Origin of the sequence: Nocardia albiluteola, assembly GCF_018860155.1 — a bacterium.
GTDB classification, from domain to species: Bacteria; Actinomycetota; Actinomycetes; order Mycobacteriales; family Mycobacteriaceae; genus Nocardia; species Nocardia albiluteola.
In genome coordinates this window covers 558,664-576,776 of record NZ_JAHKNI010000001.1, presented here as the reverse complement: position 1 = coordinate 576,776, position 18,113 = coordinate 558,664, and the positions used below count along the sequence as shown (strand labels likewise).

The 18,113-nt window shown below is 64.8% G+C and carries 15 protein-coding genes and 1 pseudogene; 7 read left to right on the top strand and 9 right to left on the bottom strand.

Features of this window, described 5'->3' with window-relative positions; all coding sequences use genetic code 11:
* Positions 1 to 791: 791 nt before the first annotated feature.
* From KO481_RS02640 to KO481_RS02630, 3 genes and pseudogenes are all read left to right on the top strand, one after another.
* Positions 792 to 2,267, top strand: coding sequence for a carbamoyltransferase family protein (locus KO481_RS02640; RefSeq protein WP_215915287.1), 1,476 nt, complete (start codon positions 792 to 794; stop codon positions 2,265 to 2,267).
* Entirely contained in the window at positions 2,264 to 2,995 is a 732-nt protein-coding gene (locus KO481_RS02635; RefSeq protein ID WP_215915286.1) for a DUF6071 family protein, read from the top strand. Before KO481_RS02640 ends, KO481_RS02635 begins: the two co-directional genes overlap by 4 nt.
* A gap of 354 nt (positions 2,996 to 3,349) precedes the next feature.
* Positions 3,350 to 3,451, top strand: a pseudogene (locus KO481_RS02630) (reverse transcriptase domain-containing protein); the annotation flags it as partial.
* A 131-nt stretch (positions 3,452 to 3,582) separates the two neighbouring features.
* Here the strand turns inward: KO481_RS02630 and KO481_RS02625 are convergent.
* A complete protein-coding gene (locus KO481_RS02625) occupies positions 3,583 to 4,839 on the bottom strand; it encodes a glycosyltransferase (protein WP_215915285.1) in 1,257 nt (418 codons plus the stop codon).
* A gap of 32 nt (positions 4,840 to 4,871) precedes the next feature.
* Here KO481_RS02625 and KO481_RS02620 point away from each other — a divergent pair, with 32 nt between their 5' ends.
* Entirely contained in the window at positions 4,872 to 5,714 is an 843-nt protein-coding gene (locus KO481_RS02620; protein WP_308166260.1) for an aldo/keto reductase, read from the top strand.
* Here the strand turns inward: KO481_RS02620 and KO481_RS02615 are convergent.
* The 3 genes from KO481_RS02615 to KO481_RS02605 all read right to left on the bottom strand — a co-directional run bounded on the left by KO481_RS02615 (position 5,711) and on the right by KO481_RS02605 (position 9,038).
* Positions 5,711 to 6,616 (bottom strand): putative sugar O-methyltransferase, encoded by a 906-nt coding sequence (locus tag KO481_RS02615; RefSeq protein ID WP_215915284.1) that lies wholly within the window; start codon positions 6,614 to 6,616, stop codon positions 5,711 to 5,713. The two genes, KO481_RS02620 and KO481_RS02615, sit on opposite strands and share 4 nt — an antisense overlap.
* Before the next feature lie 128 nt (positions 6,617 to 6,744).
* Positions 6,745 to 8,133 (bottom strand): NAD(P)-binding protein, encoded by a 1,389-nt coding sequence (locus tag KO481_RS02610; RefSeq protein WP_215915283.1) that lies wholly within the window; start codon positions 8,131 to 8,133, stop codon positions 6,745 to 6,747.
* Positions 8,130 to 9,038, bottom strand: a complete 909-nt coding sequence (locus KO481_RS02605; RefSeq protein WP_215915282.1) for a sugar phosphate isomerase/epimerase family protein — start codon at positions 9,036 to 9,038, stop codon at positions 8,130 to 8,132. Before KO481_RS02605 ends, KO481_RS02610 begins: the two co-directional genes overlap by 4 nt.
* A 270-nt stretch (positions 9,039 to 9,308) precedes the next feature.
* Between KO481_RS02605 and KO481_RS02600 the strand changes: the two genes are divergently transcribed.
* A complete protein-coding gene (locus KO481_RS02600; protein ID WP_215915281.1) occupies positions 9,309 to 10,589 on the top strand; it encodes an MFS transporter in 1,281 nt (426 codons plus the stop codon).
* A gap of 240 nt (positions 10,590 to 10,829) precedes the next feature.
* Here KO481_RS02600 and KO481_RS02595 read toward each other — a convergent pair whose 3' ends face one another.
* The 3 genes from KO481_RS02595 to KO481_RS02585 all read right to left on the bottom strand — a co-directional run bounded on the left by KO481_RS02595 (position 10,830) and on the right by KO481_RS02585 (position 14,517).
* On the bottom strand, positions 10,830 to 12,461 hold the full coding sequence (locus KO481_RS02595) for a GMC oxidoreductase (RefSeq protein ID WP_308166259.1): 1,632 nt from the start codon (positions 12,459 to 12,461) through the stop codon (positions 10,830 to 10,832).
* Positions 12,462 to 12,544: 83 nt separating this feature from the next.
* The gene (locus KO481_RS02590; protein ID WP_215915279.1) at positions 12,545 to 13,258 is read right to left on the bottom strand and encodes a type 1 glutamine amidotransferase; all 714 of its coding nucleotides are present in this window, start codon (positions 13,256 to 13,258) and stop codon (positions 12,545 to 12,547) included.
* Positions 13,255 to 14,517 (bottom strand): Mur ligase family protein, encoded by a 1,263-nt coding sequence (locus tag KO481_RS02585; protein ID WP_215915895.1) that lies wholly within the window; start codon positions 14,515 to 14,517, stop codon positions 13,255 to 13,257. Before KO481_RS02585 ends, KO481_RS02590 begins: the two co-directional genes overlap by 4 nt.
* Before the next feature lie 227 nt (positions 14,518 to 14,744).
* Between KO481_RS02585 and KO481_RS02580 the strand changes: the two genes are divergently transcribed.
* Together KO481_RS02580 and KO481_RS02575 are read left to right on the top strand one after the other, a co-directional pair.
* Positions 14,745 to 15,266, top strand: coding sequence for a hypothetical protein (locus KO481_RS02580; protein WP_215915278.1), 522 nt, complete (start codon positions 14,745 to 14,747; stop codon positions 15,264 to 15,266).
* On the top strand, positions 15,263 to 15,577 hold the full coding sequence (locus KO481_RS02575; RefSeq protein ID WP_215915277.1) for a transcriptional regulator: 315 nt from the start codon (positions 15,263 to 15,265) through the stop codon (positions 15,575 to 15,577). Before KO481_RS02580 ends, KO481_RS02575 begins: the two co-directional genes overlap by 4 nt.
* Before the next feature lie 10 nt (positions 15,578 to 15,587).
* Here the strand turns inward: KO481_RS02575 and KO481_RS02570 are convergent, their stop codons facing one another.
* Complete coding sequence (locus tag KO481_RS02570) at positions 15,588 to 16,205, bottom strand: pyridoxamine 5'-phosphate oxidase family protein (protein WP_215915276.1); 618 nt, start codon at positions 16,203 to 16,205, stop codon at positions 15,588 to 15,590.
* An 89-nt stretch (positions 16,206 to 16,294) separates the two neighbouring features.
* Complete coding sequence (locus KO481_RS02565; RefSeq protein ID WP_215915275.1) at positions 16,295 to 18,052, bottom strand: hydroxysqualene dehydroxylase; 1,758 nt, start codon at positions 18,050 to 18,052, stop codon at positions 16,295 to 16,297.
* Positions 18,053 to 18,113: the final 61 nt, after the last annotated feature.

The window sequence follows — 18,113 nt, the reverse complement described above, 5'->3', positions numbered from 1 at the left end:
CTGCGCGAACGATGTTCTCGATATTGCGTTCTGCCAGCGCAGCGATGGTCAGCGGCGGATTGACCGTGCCGGTGCTGCCGGGCACCGCCGCGCCGTCCATCACATACAGATCGCCACCACGGCTCTTGGAGGTTGAGCCAGCATGCCCCGACCGGGATGAACGCGTGTTTGATCCGACGGTGGTCCTCGAGTGGGGCGAGACCGGGCCCAGCTCGTCGGCGCAGACTACCGTGGTCCCGGCCGGTGGCTGCGTGTAGAGACCGACGATATGGGTTCTTTTGGGACGAAGTACAGGTCCTTGCTCGTCGTCCACGACCGCGGACGACGCCACCTGATCCCTTCTGCCACAAGTATTCTGCGCACCTGACTACTACCCACGACAATGCCTTCGGAGCGCAGGGTCCCGGTCAGCCCCCGGCCGATCGCCCAGCCCCTCCAGGCCGTGAGTCAGGACGCGCAGCCAAAACCTTCGGCAAAGCCCACCCCATCACCCGAACCAACAAGATCCACAACAAAATACACCATTATTAAGGAACGCAGCATTAGTAAGCGCAGACAATATTCTCAGAATCGGGAAGTTTCGCAATCGCCCCTTCCCGCCTGTGACGGGTGCCGGTGCCATACTTGCCTCGCGTCAGTGCAAAGCCTTGCGATGGACATCCGGTTCAAGTACATTGAATCCGATGTGGCAGAACGTTATTGACCTATTCACGCTCAAGACGCTGAGACGGCGTCGTAAGATGAGAAAGCTGCGTGGTCGTGATCCTTTTCTTTACAAGTAGGAGCCGCGCGTGACTCTGGTCTGGGGAATTTCGGCATTATCCCACGATGCATCACTCGCCGTACTCGACGGCACGAATATCCTCTTCGCCGCGCATGCCGAGCGCTATTCGCGCGTAAAGAATGACCTTTATCTGCATCCGGCGCTCGTCGAAGAGGCGTTGAGTTTCGGCCGACCCGATCTCATCGCCTGGTACGAGCGGCCGCTGATCAAGAAGGCGCGCCAGGTCCGCGCCGGACAATGGTCCGACGCACTGCAATTGAACGACCTCCCCCGCCGTTACCTGCGATCACTCGGGCTTCCGTTTCGGCTCCCCCCGATCGAGTACGTCAATCACCACCGATCGCACGCGATCGGAGGTGTCGCGACTTCCGGCTTCGACGAAACCGCCGTCATCGTCGCGGATGCGATCGGCGAGTTCACCACCTTCAGCATCGGCTCCTACACACGGGGTTCCGGTTATCGCACGCTTCACGAGCGCCGATATCCGCACAGCCTGGGCCTGCTCTACAGCGCGTTCACCAGGCGCTGCGGATTCCGTCCGAATGAAGACGAATACATCGTCATGGGAATGGCGGCCTTCGGCACGCCCCGCCATGTCGACCGGATATACGAAGACCTCATCGAAGTAGTCCCACCGTCGTTCCGGGTTCGCATCAACCCGCATCGCGGTATCGGGGAATGGGCCGCGGATGCCGAGCCGGCCGACCTCGCGGCGAGCATCCAGCAGGTCACCGAGGACATCCTCGTGACGGCAGCCGAGTGGGTTGCGCGCGAGACCGGCTCTCGCAACCTCGTCTTGATGGGAGGCGTCGCGTTGAATTGTGTGGCGAACTCTCGAATCGCCGAGCGCGGACTGTTCGACCGCATTTGGATCCTCCCGAATCCGGGAGACGCGGGATCGTCGATCGGCGCCGCGGCCGCGGTCGTCGGAGGCGAGATCGACTGGCGAGGGCCTTATCTCGGCACATCGCTCGGCACCGAGTGGCCCGTCGACGACATCCTCGCCGCCCTGATCGGTGACGGTGTCGTCGGTGTGGCCAGCGGTAAGGCGGAATTCGGACCACGAGCCCTAGGCAACCGCTCGTTGCTCGCAGACCCACGCCCGGCGGACATGAAGGACCGAGTCAACAAGATCAAAGGACGCGAGCCGTTTCGTCCCTTTGCGCCGGTCGTTCGCAAGGAACGCGCCCACGAGCTGTTCGACCTTCCGGTGCACGAGTCGCCGTACATGCAGTTCACCGCGCGGAGTCGACTGTCCGACGAAATGCCGGCGGTCGTGCACTTCGACGGCACGAGCCGGGTGCAGACCGTCGCCGCAGACCAACACCCTGGACTGTATGCGCTACTCACCGCTTGGGAGCAGGAAACCGGCTGTGCCGCTCTGCTCAACACCAGCCTGAACGGAAGGAGCGAACCGCTCTTGAACGACACTTCTCACGTTGAATCGTGGGTCGCCAAGACCGGAATCCGCGTGATCTCATGATCCGTCTTCTCGTGACCAACGGCTGCAGCTGCGCGGTCGGAAAAGAGATGGAGCATCCGGCCCGCGACGGCTGGCCCGTCGTGCTGGCCGAAAGCCTGGGCGTCGAGCTCGTCAACCTGGCTCGCAACGGCTCGTCGAACCGGCGCATCATCCGGACTCTTGTCGAGCAACTTCCCACGGTGATCAAGCAGTCGGGCTACGCACCCGACGAGATCATGACCCTGGTGAGCTGGAGCGAGACCTCGCGACACGAGCACTACGTCGGAAAGAAGCGGAGTCTGAGGCGTTTCAACGTCGGCGACCCTTTTCATGACGGCTGGCAACGCATCGGCTCCTGGCGCGTGGCAGAGGGACACAAGGGGTCTATCGCCTTCTACGACCACCTGTGGAATGACGACGGGCAGTTGGCGAACCACTTCTTGGATTGGCTGATGCTGGACGCTCTCCTGCGCGACACCGGTGTACATCCCAGGTACAACTTCGCATTCCCGATCCCACGCGAGCTTCCTGCGCCCGCCGTCGTCGCGGCCGAGCAACTCGATCAGACACGGACATTCGGCGGAATTCCGCCGCGCCCGGGCACATGCTTCCTCGAGATGCCGGCAGAATTCGAGCGCGGACCCGGCGGCCATTCCCTCGAAGAGGGGCACCGATGGTTCGCGGGTCAGCTCCGCACTTGGCTGGAAAGCGACCAAAGCCTCCCGCTGCCCTCGCGAGAGACCTCGTGATGACCGCGACGTTCGCGGTCACACAATATCGGTCTTGAATGTCAATGGCGGCTGAATACTGGCTCTGGCCCACTTTCGAACCAGGGTCGGCTAGCTGTCGCATGTAGCGACTGTGAACTCGATCCGAGACTGTTCGGCATTCCGGACAGGCAGCGGATTCGGCCTCACTATGCACGTCCAGACGGATCGTCCGGCCGCTTGCATCGACTCCGTCGACGCGAAGACCCGCCAGATGCGGCAGCAACAACCCGAACAGCGACTCCAGTACATCAACTACGACCACGAAGAGTTCTATAGCTATCAGTCTTCAGTTGTGTCGGCGGGCGGGACGCGGCCGAGGTCGCGGGCCGCAACGGTCAATGGAGGAGACCGTCAGCGGACGGGATCGAACTGTTCAACCTCGCTGCGGTGCCGGTCACTCGATACCGATATCGCGGCAACACGATCCCCACCCCCCGGGGACACGGTCAACCGCGCCTGACAGCAGACACCGTCGAGCCCGGTGCATGGAGACATGCACGCCGGGTTCGGCGAGCGGCTCGCAGAAACGGACCGGTGGCAACACCGGCACCGCGCTGCGAGCCGACTCAACCATTGAAAGCATCGCTCCGAGCGGACGATACAAGGGACATCGACTCTCGCCATACGGTGGACAGTGCCATGGCCGCGTCGTCCCACGTCGGCAGCGCCCTGGCGACCGCGTGGGCACGCCCGGCGAGTCGCTGCCGTTTCCGCGGATCGAGCAACAGCCCGGAGATGGCGGCGGCGAAGTGGGCGTCCGTGTCTGCGACGACAACTGCGTCACGTGCCGACTGCGGAAAGCCCGCCAAGGCTTCTGGCGCCGCCACGATCGGGCATGCGGTTTGGAACGCCTCGGAGAGTTTTATCTTGATGCCGCCCTGCATTCGCACCGGGCAGACGAAGACGTCCGCGGATCTGAGGTACTCCGCCACGCTCGCGACTCGGCCGACGACTTCCACGCCTCTCGTCTGTCGAGCCAGGATGCTCAGTGACTCGTCGGCCCCAGCGCCGACGAGACTAAGGCGAGCGTCGGGGACGAACTCCAAGACGCGCGGCCAGATCGAGGTCAACAGGCGAACGGCCGCGTCATGCGTCGGCGTCCACGAGTAGTTGCCGACGAACACCACTTGCACCCCGCCGGCGTGGCACCGCGGCGGCGTCACGCCGACATGATCGAACCCGCAAGGAAGCAAAGCGCTGTGGATGTCCGGAGCGTCGCGACGCATGATCTCGAGGTCGTCGACACTCACAGCGCCGCAGATCGTCGCTCGCCGCCAGGCCTCATGTTCGAGACCCTTGATTTCATTCCAGCCGACCGAATCCGGATTGCCGAGTTCTTCGCACGCCTTGTCGAGGAGATATTCGATGTTCTCTTCACACAGGACGATCGGCACATCGACATCCGGAAGGTGTCTCATCATGAAATACCCCTCGACATGGATCGCATCGATACCACCGGCGGCAAGTCTGAGCTCGAGAGCGGGCCGCAACACGGTTGAACGATAGCTTGCGATCCTTTTCGGCACACCATGCTCGTACCCCTCGGTCGCCACAGTACTTCGAACAATCGTCAAGTTCGCGCAGTACGGGAGCATCAGGCCGGCGTTTTCCCGGTCCCGCTCGAAATGGTTCGTCAGGACGACGAGTTCGATCGCGAAGTCGCGGCTCAGTCTCTTCAGCGTCTCCGCTTCCCGCAACTGGCCACCGCTATGAGCAGGCATGGGAAGTTGATTCGTGAGGTAGAGAATCCGGGACCGTCCCGAGTTCACACTCCCCCGCAACTCGAAGTAGTCCTGGCAAGTCTTTTCGCGATTCAAACTCACCGGCGAACAGTAGCACTGATACACTTTTCATCGTGACGCATTCCTTCCCGGCCATGGAGACCCCTTTGTCGCGAACTACTCTCAACAATGGCCGCTCTATGCCCATGTTGGGCTTAGGGGTGTCCGGAATGTATGGCGCGGACGCGGTCCGCGCCATAACCTCGGCCCTCACCATCGGTTATCGGCTCATCGACACGGCCGCCCTTTACGACAACGAAGCGGCTGTCGGGCAAGCGGTCCGCGAAAGCGGTATCGACCGCGCGGAAATATTCATCACCACCAAGGTGAAGAATATACACCAGGGCTACGACAATACGATGCGAGCGTTCGAGGAGAGTCTGAACAGACTCGATTGCGACTATATCGACTTGTATCTGCTGCATTGGCCCAGCCGTTCACATCGGAAAGAGACGTGGCGGGCGCTGGAGACGCTGTACGCACAGAAGAGAATACGGAGCATAGGCGTATGCAATTATCCCGTCCCTCTTATAGAGGAATTACAAGACTATGCCGAGACGGTTCCGGCGGTTAATCAAGTCGAATTCAGTCCGTACCTCTACTCCGAAGACCTGTTGAGATGTTGTCAGAGTCACGGAATTCACTTGCAGGCTTCCTGTCCGTTGGCACAAGGCAGACGTCTCGACGACCCCAGGCTCGCCGCGGTGGCGGTGAAATACGGAAAGACTCCGGCTCAAATCATGCTGCGCTGGATTCTGCAACATGGAATTTCGGCCATTCCGAAGTCGAGCAAGCTACATCGCATGCGTGAGAACATCGACATTTTCGATTTCGATCTCCAGCCGGACGACGTCGCCCGGCTGGGTCTACTCCACGAAGGCCTCAGAATATTCGACGACCCGATGGACTACGTTTAGTCGTGCAGTATGTGCGGGGCGGCGCTCGCGGCCGGGTTCCTGACGAAGAGACAGTGGCTCATCTGAAACACCCAGTCGGCATCGCCGAACCGGCGATCCCGGTACTTGAGCCGCATCGTCTCGAGTCGGTACCCGAAACGATTCAGCAGCGGCAAGAGATCCACGCGTGCTCCGTCAGTGCTGCGGAATCCGCTCACGTCGTTCGGTACGAGGAAGAGATAGCGTATTTCGTGATCCGCCAACAGGCCGAGCCACCATTCAACGGCCGAGGCCGGGCACTCCGGAAAACTGTGAATGTTCAGCGCCACGTCGACACGAGTCGACGAGAGACGCGAGGCAATGTCGTTGAGCGGGACGACCTTGTCCGTCCCCAGCCCGCGATGAGCGAGATAGAACGCGCTCAGTGCGGAAGATTCGGGGATTCCATCCGAGCAGATATACCCGGCCCCGGGTGCCACCTCGGACATCCTGTGCCCAACTCGCCCGTATCCGGCCCCGATGTCGAGAAACGAAAGCGACGAGAGGTCACCGAACTCCGACCTCAGAAAACCCAGCTCCGCAACGGAATCGAGGAGGTCTCGGCTGACCGGTCTGCCATCGATCGGCACGCAGTGGGCGCCGAATGCACCGTCTTCGGTGCAGCGTGCGAGCAGATCTCCTTCGTTGTCCGCCAACCATCGGTAGGATCGCCCATACTCCTCGTTTCCGATGTCCGCCCCGGGGCCATAACTCTGTTGCCACACATAGACATTGTCCGCGCGGAAATTCGTGGGGTCGATACCAGTCGCGACGTACTCGCGCGACCACAAAGACGTTGCAGAAGCGGGGTGGCCGGAATAAAGCTGCCGTAGCCGAGAGACATTCGCCTCATAATCAGCTATTGGCGTTGCCACGTCTGTCATTTCCCTAGACCTCCAACCATTAGCCGATCGACATCTTCAATTCTTGCGCCGCCTCCGCGACATGTCAAGGGGCACAACGTAGTTCGCAATTCGACGGTCGACCAGTTCCCGATTCCACAGCCGACAACTCATCGGCAAGCCGCACTGATGGTGTCGGCGAGGAATCGCGACATCGCAAGAATGGTCAGCGCCGGATTGGCCGCTCCCGGCCTGACGAAGTTGCCGGGTCCGGCGAGATACAAGCCGGGCATGCCTTCTACCTCTAAGTGGCGCGTCACAGTCAGCGGGCCGTCGAATCCGATTGGATGGCTGCATGCCTCGTGCTCGAATGATCCATAGGGATGGCCGAACCACGCGAACGTCCCCGCTAGCCGATGCTCTGCGACAGCAGAGTACGCGTCATCGTATTTGAGCAGTGCGTCCTCGGATTCCCGTCTCGTGACATCCTCGGGTACACCTTCCGCGATCTGGTCGATAATCTGCCTTATCTGTCGTTTCACGTCTGTCACACGCGCTCTGTCGTCGGTCGACACCTTGCCGGTCACATATGTGCGCGGAGCGTGCCCGCCTTTGCCCGGAGTAGCCGTCAATTCGCTATAGTTCGCTCGGCTGCGTCCCTGTTCTATGACGGCGAAGATCTCCACGAATCGGTCGCCGTTCGGTAACGGCGCTCTCTCTTGCACGAAGATGTTGGCGCCCGTCGACGGCAGCGGAATATAGCCGGACCAGAGCATGCGGTGGCGAAATGTGTCCAACTCGTTGCCGGGCGGCAGACGAAGGAGCGCGCCGGCGCACAAGTGGTCGGTGATGTGAGTCGTCAATTCCTGCTGTAACGTCTGACTTAGGAGCGAGACGTTGGAGATTGCGGACGCTGCTAGGACACAGCATTGAAAATCACTGCGCGTGTAGGTGTTGCCGCATTCATCGATGAGGTCGATTGACCACGACCCGTTCGCGGTTCGCCGGAGTCGCTGCGCCGCAGCTCGGGTGATGCGCAAACAGTCGCCCGCCTCCGCCAGACGAAGCGCCGGCTGAAGCGGAGAGTATGCCCTGAAGCCTTCTGAACGAGCATCGAAGTATGCAGCCTGAGGAACGTGCTTCATCCCGAGGCGAACAGCAGCCGGCGAAAGCGAGCGAGGCCGAAGCTCGGGAAACTCGGCGACGAGGCTCGTGCGGACTTCACCGTAGGCCCCTTCCCGACCTGTGAGCAGGTGAACCCACTCGCGCGGCCAGTCGGCAAGAGCAGACGATTCTATCTCGAGAAGAACCCCGTGATAGCAAAGCGATCTTCCACCCAGTCTTTCGGTGAGTCCACCGCCTGCACCCCAATCGACGCCGGTCCATCTCCTCGTTTTCTCGTCACCCGAATATACCGCGGTGTCCCAGTCGATGTGTTCGCGGCGGAGGAACGGACCGCGCTCGAATACCTCGATTTCCAGGCCCGGACGAGAAGCCAGGGAAGCTGCGACCTCCAAACCCGCCATGCCTCCGCCGACGATCGCAACTGCGACGCTCAAGCTTGCCCCGAAAATTGAGAGATGCCGAACACCCGCTGAGTGGCTGTCTTCGCCGCGGCGGCGTGCTCGAACGGATCTCGTTCCCAATACTCAGGCCGGAAAAGCTCGATACTCGCCAGCCGGTCGTAGCCAATGCCCTTCAACTCGTCGGCGATCCGCTCGAGCTGCAGAATGCCCGACCCGGGCAGCAGGCGATGAGCGTCCTGCAACTGCGCAGCGGGACGGTCTTCGCAATCGCTGACGTGGAATACGAAAAGCTTCGACGAGTCGATGCGGCGCAGCGATTCCAGCTGCGACCCGCCGACATGGAAGTGGAACGTGTCGATGACGAGGCCGACCTCGGGGCGATCCACCTCCGCCACGATCTCCCAAGCCTTGTCGAGCGTGCGCACCGAGGAATCGGGAAATCCCAGGAACTCGAAGGCGATCTGCACGCCGTGCGCGGCGGCGATGTCGCCGAATGCCCTCAGCACCGCAACGGTTTCGTCTTTCACCTCGTCGTCGGTGGCCCCCGCAGGACGTTTCCCCGGCACCACCACGATCGTCTCACATCCGATCTGGCCGGCGATGGAAGCGTACTCACGCAACATATTTTCGCCACTGGCGAAGTCCTTGCCGGCGTACGTCGTCTTGTCCACGGCGTTGATGCTGAGCGGCGTCACTCCGCTCTCGCGAAAGCGTTCGGCCAAGTCCAGGACCGAGTTCCGCTGCAGGTAATGCGGTAGTTTCGCACCCCAGATCTCCAATAGTGGAAAACCCACTCGCCGGGCGATCTCGATATCCGTTTCCAGGTCCGCGTTGATGCTGCTGGCCCCGTTCCAACTCAATTGCACAGAACGCTTCCTCCAAGATCGGGCTACGATACCGCCGGCGCCGGATGGTACACCCCGCATCTCGTCACGCACTTGCGTTCGAGGTTTTCGGAGCGGTTCAGCAAGCACGCCAACGACATACGTGTCGCCGTATCTGAATATGCTTGCACCACACCGTGCTCGGCGCGCGGCAGGTCGAGTGAGCGGGATGACCTTGACGACCGATACGGTACAGACTCGAGTGGTAGACCGTCGAGCATTCCCACAGATGGCGGTCCTGTGGCAATTCGGTAGTGTCGCTAGGGATCCCGGACCGAGGCTGGACCAACTTCGGCTGGAGTTCCACGGAGGCCATGAGTCGACATGCCTGACACGAGCATTCTCAAGAACCAGAACTTCCTGCTGTTGTGGTCGGGCAATGCGATTACGTTCGTCGGCACTTGCGGCGTCCGCATCGCCTATCCGCTGATGGCGCTGACCCTCACCGGCTCGCCGGTCGCGGCGAGTTGGGTGGGGTTCGCAATGACGCTGCCCGAGTTCATCTTCCAGGTCCCGTCAGGTGTCGCTGCGGACTACCGGAATCGCAGGCAAACCCTCGTGAAGTGCCAAAAGTACGGGTTGATGGCAACTCTGCTTGCGGCGGTGGTGGTGGTCGTGACGCCCCCAGGCCTGACGCTGTTGCTCATGGTATCGGCATTCGTCGAGGGTGCCGCACAGGTTTTCTTCGCCACGTCCGAGTTGGGACTGGTCCGTGACATCGTCAGCGTCGAAGAGCGTCCGGCGGCCTTCGCGCTCGTCGAAGCCGAGGAGTCGATCGCAACCGTGGTGGGCCGAGGGTTCGGCGCCGTCGCTCTGGGTGCTGCCCGGAGTCTGCCGTTCCTGGCAAATGCCGCGACCTATCTGTACGCTCTCTGGAGCCTGTCCAAGATCAGATCTTCGCCACAAGAGGAAGTCCACGGCCCGAGTATTTGGGATTGGAGCAGTGCCCGGTCAGGCATGCAGTTCTTGCGGGCCGATCCGTTCCTACGGTCCATCGCCGCCATCCTCACGGCAACGAACTTCATCTTCGAGATCGTTGTATTGCTTACGTCGATGGACATCAGGAACGGTGGCGGCCCGGTATGGGAAATCGGCGTCGTATTGGGGGCCCCAGGCCTGGGCGGCATTGTCAGCGCAGCCCCCACGATGTGGCTCGCCCGTCGGGCCGACACGAAGATCGCGCTCACAATCACGCTCTGGGCGTGGTTTCTTATGCTTGTAATCATGGCGATGTGCCCGACCCCGGCGATGCTCGCGGTTTCCCTCGTCGGCATCGGCGCCTTCTGGACGTTCTCCAACGTTGCGATGACCTTGTATCGGGTGCGCGTCGTTCCCGAAGCCATGCTCGGCAGAGTTGTCGGCGCCACGATGCTCGTGCAGTGCTCCGGCATGGCCGCGGGCTCGTTGCTCGCGGGGTACATCCTGTCGATGCTCGGAACCTCGGCAACAGGCTGGCTGCTGGTCGTCGCCATGCTGATACTGGCCTTGAAGACACGTCGCCTGGAGGAGCCCGCGGCGGGTCTCCTGAAAGAGGCCACGCCCGCCGTTGCGCCCACAGCGGCGGCCGCTCACCGCACACCCTGGTCACCCAAACCCCGTGCATGACAAGCGAAAACACTAACTACTCGGCCTTGGGGGAACCTCAGGCAGTGCCCAGCAGCGTTTGACATGGCGGCACGTAGACGGACGCGGTCGCAAGTGCTAGCTACTTGCCCCTGAAATAGTCGGTCCCAAGCGCCCGCGGGTCAGGGGTGATCGTTGATCTGTGTGTGGGGCGCGCCACGACTGATCCCTTCTGAGGTGGACGACGGCGCTCCCGAGGGTAGCCCGCCGCCCAGCCCGGTTTCAGTGACCTGCGCGAACGATGTTCTCGATATTGCGCTCTGCCAGCGCAGCGATGGTCAGCGACGGATTAACCGTGCCGGTGCTGCCGGGCACCGCCGCGCCGTCCATCACATACAGACCGGGATGGCCGATCACACGGCCGTAATTGTCGGTCGCCCGCCCGAGCACCGCGCCACCGAGCGGATGGGCGGTGAACACCGCGTTCGCGTCGTACCCGAGCGCGGTGTATTCGACCATCGCACCGCCGCGCTCGGCGATGCGGTGCTCCACCGCGCGACAGGCATCCACGATGCGGTCTTGCGCCTGCCGCGGCCAGCGCAGGCCGACCGCATTGCGTGCGCGATCGAAACCGAAGCGCGCGCGGGTCGTGTCGAAGGCGAGGCCGAGCGAGGCCAGCGCACCGGTCTCCACGGGTACCCCCGGGATGTACCAGCTCTCCAGGGTCAGCGGCATACCGGATCCGTCGAAGATGCGGCTGGCGCTGGGCACGCCCTGGCCCAGGCCCCTGAGCGAGCTCTCGCCCCGGGCCAGCACCACATCGCCGTTGGTGCCCCAGCCGTCGCCGACGTGCTCGTTGAGATGCGGCAGCGCCCCGGTGGCCTGGGCGCGCACCAGCAGCTCCGACGTGCCGACCGAGCCGGCGCCGAGGAACAGGCGGTCACAGGTGAGGGTTCGGGTGCGCAGCACCGCACCGGTCGGGTCCATCTTGGTCACCGCGACCACGTAGCGCCCCTCGGCATCCTGCGCGATGGAATCCACCCGATGGCCCGCGAAGACCGCCGACTTCCCGGTCTGCTGGGCGTATTTCAGATAGTTCTGGTTGAGGTCGAACTTCGCGCCGTTGGAGTTGCCCAGATTGCTGCGGGCCGCGGTCCCCGAAGGCCTTGTGGCGCCGGACAATTCGCCGCGAATGATATTCCAGTTGAAGATCGAATCGCTGGCCTGCGGGGTGTAGCCGGCCTTGCGCGCCTGCTCGTCCCAGGCCCGCGAGTGGGTGAAGGGCGCCGAGTTGTAGATGTCGGCGGGCATCGTGCTCAGCCGCAGCATCTGGCGCACCCGCGGGTAGTAGACCCGGTCCATCTCGCCGAAATCGACCGTGCCGGTGAAGATCTGGTCGAAAAACCGCTGCGGCGGGGCCAGCATGCAACCGGTGAACACCACCGAGCCACCGCCGACCGCCGCGCCGCGCCAGACGTCGATGCCGTCGAACGAGGTCACATCCAGCACGCCGCCGAAGTCGGTGAAGTGCATCGGCACCTTGGTGACGCCGGTGAATTCGGTGCGATGCCAGAAGCCGCGGCCGTCGGGCAGGTCGTCGCCGGTGAAGATCTCCCGCCGGGGATCGTTGGGCCAGAGCAAACCGCGCTCGAGCACCGTGTTGGCCACCCCGGCCTGCGCCAGGCGCAGCGCGGTGACCGCGGCGCCGAAGCCCGACCCGATGATGATCGCCTCGGAGTGCTCCGGCGGATCGGGAAGGGGCGCAAAGATTTCCGGCACCCAATGCCGGAACAGGTCGTTCCATACCGGATCGGCGGTCGCCGGCCCGGCGCCCGTCACCGCGCCTGCCGCGGTGCCCGTGGCACCGAGCAGCGCCGCCATTCCGGCAGCCTTCATCAGGGCGCGTCTGCGCACGCGGCCACCTCCCTCGTCACGCATGGTCGCGCGCGAGAGTACCGGGTGGACGGCCGCCCCTCAACCCTGAAGGGCGGAACCGCTCAGGCGCGCAGGCGTTCACGGCGAAGCTGGTCGACTTCCGGAAGGTCGAGGGGGGCCAGGGTGTCGACGCCGAGGGCGCGCTTCAGCAGCAGATCGGCCAGTTCGGGATTGCGGGCCAGCGCGGGACCGTGCAGGTAGGTGCCGATGACCGAGCCCTGCACGACGCCCTCGCGGCCGTCGCCGACGCCGTTGCCGACTCCGCGGGTGACCGTGCCGAGGCCGGCCGCGTCCGGGCCGAGGGTCGTTCCGCCGCGGTGGTTTTCGAATCCGGTGAGCGGGTCGGACAGTTCGGGGAGCAGCGGGGTGGTGGTTACCTCGCCGATGGCCCGCTCGGCCTGCGGGGAGGTGGTCACGTCGATCATCCCCACGCCCTCGACGCGTTCGCCGCCGGAGGTCTCGTACCAGTTGCCCAGCACCTGAATGGCCGCGCAGATCGCCAGCACGGGGGCGCCACGCTCGGCCGCCCGCTGCATGCCGGGATACTGCCGCAGATGGCGGGTGGCCAGGCGCTGCGCCGAATCCTCGGCCCCGCCCAGCAGATAGACGTCCAGGGAGTCGGGAACCGGATCGCTCAGGGTGATTTCGACGATCTCGGCGTCGTAGCCGCGCATCCGCAGGCGCTGCCGCAGCACCACGGCGTTCCCGCCGTCACCGTAGGTGCCCATCACATCGGGCAGCACCAGCCCGATCCGCACGGTGGATTGCGATGTCATGCCTGCCCCTCCAGATCGCGGTTCAGATCGCGGAACGCGGTGTAGTTGGCCAGCACCTCCACCTGCCCGGGCGGGCAGGAGGCGATGGCGCGCAACGGATTCGGCACCGTCGTATGTTCCACCCCGGCATAAGTGAGGCGCACCGCGAGGTCGGTGGCGCGCTCGCCGGCGGCTACCACCTGGGTACCCTCGAAGTGTTCGAACCGCACGTCCCACAGCCACGACAGGTCCTCACCGTCGGGCACCTGGCCGTTCACCGCGATCACCAAACCCGTTGCGGCCGGGTCGATCATCGACAGCGCCTCCTGCCAGCCGGCGGGATTCTTGGCCAGCAGCAGGCGGGCGGAGCGCTCACCGACCCGCACGGTGCGGTACCGGCCCGCGATCTCGCGCACCGTCGCCGTGGCGTCGGCGGCCGTCTCGGGCGATACCCCCAGGGCCACCGCCGCGGCCACCGCCTGCGCGGCGTTACCGCGATTTGCGCGGCCCGGAAGGGCAAGGTGCAGGGGCAGTTTCACGCCGTCGGGGCCGTACAGGTGCTCCTCGTCGACCCACCAGTCCGGCTCGGGCCGCTGGAAGTCCGCCCCGGTGCTGCGCCAGTGCCTACCCACCCCGTCGGCTCCGCCTCCTGCCGTCCCCGAAGGCTCCCCCTCCCAGACGATCGGCTCGCCGCTGCGGGGGCAGCTGCTCGCGTCCATGGCCCACCCGCTGCCCGCGGCCACCCACACCACATTCGGGTGGTCGTAGGCGATCGAGGTGATGAGCACGTCGTCGCAGTTGGCGATCAGCACGGCGTCCGGATGCCGAGCCATCCCGGCGCGCAGCTTGCGCTCGATCATGTTGATCTCGCCGACGCGGTCGAGCTGATCGCGGCTCAGGTTGAGCAGTACCACCGCGGCCGGATTCAGCGCATCGCTCACGTGCGGCAGGTGCAGCTCGTCGACCTCGATCGCCGCCACCGGCGCGCCGCGATGCGCCGAGAGCGCCGCCACGATGCCCGCGTCCATGTTCGCGCCGTCGGCCTGCGTCGCCACCGGCCCCAGCGCGGCCAGCGCGGCCGCGGTCATGCGCGTGGTGGTGGATTTGCCGTTGGTGCCGGTCACCAGCACGGTGCGCCGCCCACGGCCCAGCTGGGTCATGATCGTCGGATCGATCTGCAGGGCGATCAGCCCGCCGATCATCGAGCCCTTGCCCCGCCCGGCCCGCTGCGAGGCCCATGCCGCGCCCGCCGCCGCCCGCAGCGCGAGCCGTCCGCGCATCGAGATGTCTGCCACGCGGGGAATCCTATCCGCGATCGGCCGCGTCGGCGTTGGGCGGGTGACGAGGCGGACATGCAATTGCGGGCCGGTCGCGCGCGTGTACCCACCTGGCTCCGAGTACCGCTCGGCGTGGGCCAGGGTGGGGCGATCCCAAGATTTTTACTACTTGTCCTACCGGAAAGGAGTATGTACTTTCCAGGTAAGCAAGTAGTCGATTGGGGAGAATGATGAACGAGCACAAGGACAACGACATGACCGAGCAGCAGCGAGCGCGGGAGGCGCTGGCGATGATGCGTGAGCATCAGGAGCGAACCGAGCGGGCCGCGGGCATGCCGATCTGGATCTATCCGGCGATGTTCGTGCTCAGCGCCGGAGCGAGCGCGGCGAACGATTTCGTGGACCTCACCGGCGCGAAGGTGATCGCGGCGGCGATCGCGCTGGTGCTGGTGGTGGTGCTGGGTGTGCGGATGTTCACCGGAGCGGCGCCGCTGAGCCTGGCGCGAGGAGTGGCCGCCCGCCAGAGCCCGCCGAACATGCGGGTGCGGGCCACGATCCTGCTGATACTGGTAGCGGGGGTATTCGTGATCGCGCGGTACGGCACCGGCCTGGGCCAGTCGCTCGCCGACGCGCTGGGGGTGCCCGGATATCCGCACACGGTCACCGGCGTGACGTTCGCGGCGGTAGCGACCCTGCTGTTCGCCTCAGGCCAGCGGTTCGTCACGGCGTCCGGGCAGCGTCCGGGCCGATGAGTGGACCGGAACTGGACCGGTTGCTCTCGGACCCGACGCGGCTGGCGGTGATGTCGGTGTTGTCCGCGGCCGAGGGGTGTGATTTCGGATTCCTGCGCGATGCGGTCGGGCTGTCGGATTCGGCACTGTCCAAGCAGCTGACCACGTTGCGCAAGGACGGATACCTCGAGCAGCAGCGCACGTATTCCGGACGGGTACCGAAGACGACCGTGCGCGCCACCGATCACGGACTCCGTTGTCTGGCAACGCATGCCGAGGCGCTACAGGCGATCCTGAACCGCGCGGGCACAACCCGGCCCGAACGGCGATAAGACCGTGTTGTCAGTACAGCATCTTCCGGTAGGTCTCCGGCGAGTAGTGCTTCTCCAGCTCCTCGAGGGATTCGGTGACGTTGAGCTGAATCTCCTTCGTCAGCGCCGCGGCGCTGGGCAGCGTGTCCTCGGGCCAGCCCTCGGGCTGCCACAGGCTGCTGCGCATGAAGGCCTTGGCGCAGTGGAAGAAGATCTGCTCGATCGCGACCTCGACGGCGAGGATGGGGCGATGGCCCTTGACGATCATGTCGTCGAAGTACGGGGCGTCGGTGAGCAGTCGGGCGCGGCCGTTGACCCGCAGGGTCTCACCGCGACCCGGAATCAGGAAGATAACGCCCACATGCGGATTGGACAGAATGTTCAGATAGCCGTCGGCGCGGCGATTGCCCGGACGCTCGGGGATCGCGATCGTCCGGTCGTCGAGCACCTTCACGAATCCGGCCGGATCGCCCTTCGGGGAGGCATCGCAGTTGCCCTCGGCGTCGCTGGTCGCCAGCACCACGAACGGCGAGGTGGCGATCCACTCCCGGTCGCGCGGATGCAGTGCCGGACGCTCCTTGGTGGCGACGCGATGGTTCGGCTCCCCCAGCAGTTCGCGAAGTTCTGCCGCAGTGGTGATTTCGCTCATGCAATAAATTGAACTGCGCGACAACGCCGGAGACCAGCAATTTGTTCAGATCCGGCGACGGCGGTCCCCGGCGCGGACCCCCGTCCCGCTCAGTCTGGGGTATCGAAGAGGTTCGGCTGCCCCGCGGCGTACCGCGCGATATCGGCCTGACGCATCGGCTCGAGCTCGACCGCGCGGTACAGCGGGAAGAGCTTGCAGCGCGGGGCATTCGAGCCGACCGTGTCCAGCAGCGCGTTGACCGCGCGACGCGCGGCCTCGCAGGCGCCCTCCATGGTGGCCAGATCGATGGTGGTGCGCACGTAATCACCGGCGAGGAACAGATTTTCCAGCGCGCCGTGCGGCTGCGGGCGCGCGGACCAGGAGCCGACCGTATTGATCAGCAGCGGATCGGCATTGTTGTTGACGCCCCGTGCCGGATCCCAGGTGACGCCCGAATCCAGGAACCACGAATGCAGATCGGCGTCGCGCAATTCGACCTTGCCCGCCAGCGCCGCGCGCAGCTGCGCCCAGACCTCGCGCGCGATCTGCTCGTGCGTGCATTCCCGAGCCGGCTTGCCGAACAGGATTCCGGGGACGTTCCAGTTCGAGACGTCCACCGAGAGGCAGTCCCGCACCGTCCCGTCGCCGAATCCGGAAAGCGGTGTGCGAGACCAGAATTGATTCTGCGCGATGGAGGTCAGCGACCACGGCGAATCGATGTAGGCGGTATGCCCGCGGGCGATTCCCGCCGGGCGGCGCAGATAGAACTGGATACCGGTCATCCAGTCCACGGTCAGGCGGTCCATCGCCGCCAATTCCGGTTGCACCGCCAGGATTTCGGGCGTCCACAGCCGACGGGCCACGTCGACCGGCACGGCGAGCACGAAATGGTCTGCGTCGACCGCGCTTTCGGTGCCCGCACCGTCGGTGATCCGGGCGCCCGCGATCCGGCGATCGCGCACCTCGAGCCCGCGCAGCCGCCCGGTCTCGAAGCGCACGCCGAGACCGCGCAGGTGCTGGACCCAGGGGTCGATCCACGCCCGCGAGGTCGGGCCGTCGAGCAGCCGGTCCAGCGGGCCGTCGTTGCCGATCTCCATCGGGTTGCCCAGGAACTGCTCGCCCATGGTGCCGATGGTGCGGGTACTGGCCCGATCGTCCTTGGCGGCGACCAGCAGCGTGGTCAGGGTGCGCGACATCAGCACCCGGAATTCCGTGGAGCGAGCGCTCGCGCCGAGGAAATCGCGCCACGCCACGTGCTCCCACTGCCCGAGCCGGCGCGCATCGCAGCTGGTGTTGAAGACGAGCAGCCGGTTGACGAAGTGGGACGCGTCGGTCGTCGGCATGCGTGCCGAGGTCGCGATCCCCGAGGCGAGGGTCTGCCGAAAGTCGTCCGGGTTGGCCCACGACCTGCCCTTGCCCATCGGCAGGATGCTGTCCGGGGACCCGTTGCGGGAGAACCGCGCCTCGGGGGCGGCGACCAAGTTGTCCCACACGCCATTGGCGTTGCCCGGGAATGGGATTCGCCGCATCGTGTCCGGAACATGGTGGTAGAAGCCAGGAAAGAAGCGGAAGCCGTGCTCGCCGGGCAGATCCGGACGGCCACCGCGGCCGGTGCCGGGCACCGCGATGCTGCGAGCTTTACCGCCCAGGGCCCGGGGTTCGTACAGGGTGACCGCGAATCCCCGCTCGGCCAGCTCGTGCGCGGCCGTGAGCCCGGCCACGCCGCCGCCGAAGACTGCGACCCGGCGCGCGGGGGCGGCGGCGGCCGGAACCGGGCGCACCGTCAAAGCCCCAGCGGTTACCGCACCCGCGACGGCCGCCCCGCGAAGAACTGCTCTTCGGGAGACGACCCCATACCGTTCTGCCATCTGTTCGGGACCTCCACGCCGGGCAATACTGTAGGCGGTCGATCCGGGCCCCGGAGACGAA

Coding starts and splice junctions, on each gene's coding strand:
- KO481_RS02635 (WP_215915286.1), top strand. CDS start 2,264: ATGATCCGTCTTCTCGTGACCAACGGCTGCAGCTGCGCGGTCGGAAAA.
- KO481_RS02615 (WP_215915284.1), bottom strand. CDS start 6,616: ATGACAGACGTGGCAACGCCAATAGCTGATTATGAGGCGAATGTCTCT.
- KO481_RS02600 (WP_215915281.1), top strand. CDS start 9,309: ATGCCTGACACGAGCATTCTCAAGAACCAGAACTTCCTGCTGTTGTGG.
- KO481_RS02590 (WP_215915279.1), bottom strand. CDS start 13,258: ATGACATCGCAATCCACCGTGCGGATCGGGCTGGTGCTGCCCGATGTG.
- KO481_RS02585 (WP_215915895.1), bottom strand. CDS start 14,517: ATGCGCGGACGGCTCGCGCTGCGGGCGGCGGCGGGCGCGGCATGGGCC.
- KO481_RS02580 (WP_215915278.1), top strand. CDS start 14,745: ATGAACGAGCACAAGGACAACGACATGACCGAGCAGCAGCGAGCGCGG.
- KO481_RS02575 (WP_215915277.1), top strand. CDS start 15,263: ATGAGTGGACCGGAACTGGACCGGTTGCTCTCGGACCCGACGCGGCTG.
- KO481_RS02570 (WP_215915276.1), bottom strand. CDS start 16,205: ATGAGCGAAATCACCACTGCGGCAGAACTTCGCGAACTGCTGGGGGAG.
- KO481_RS02565 (WP_215915275.1), bottom strand. CDS start 18,052: ATGGCAGAACGGTATGGGGTCGTCTCCCGAAGAGCAGTTCTTCGCGGG.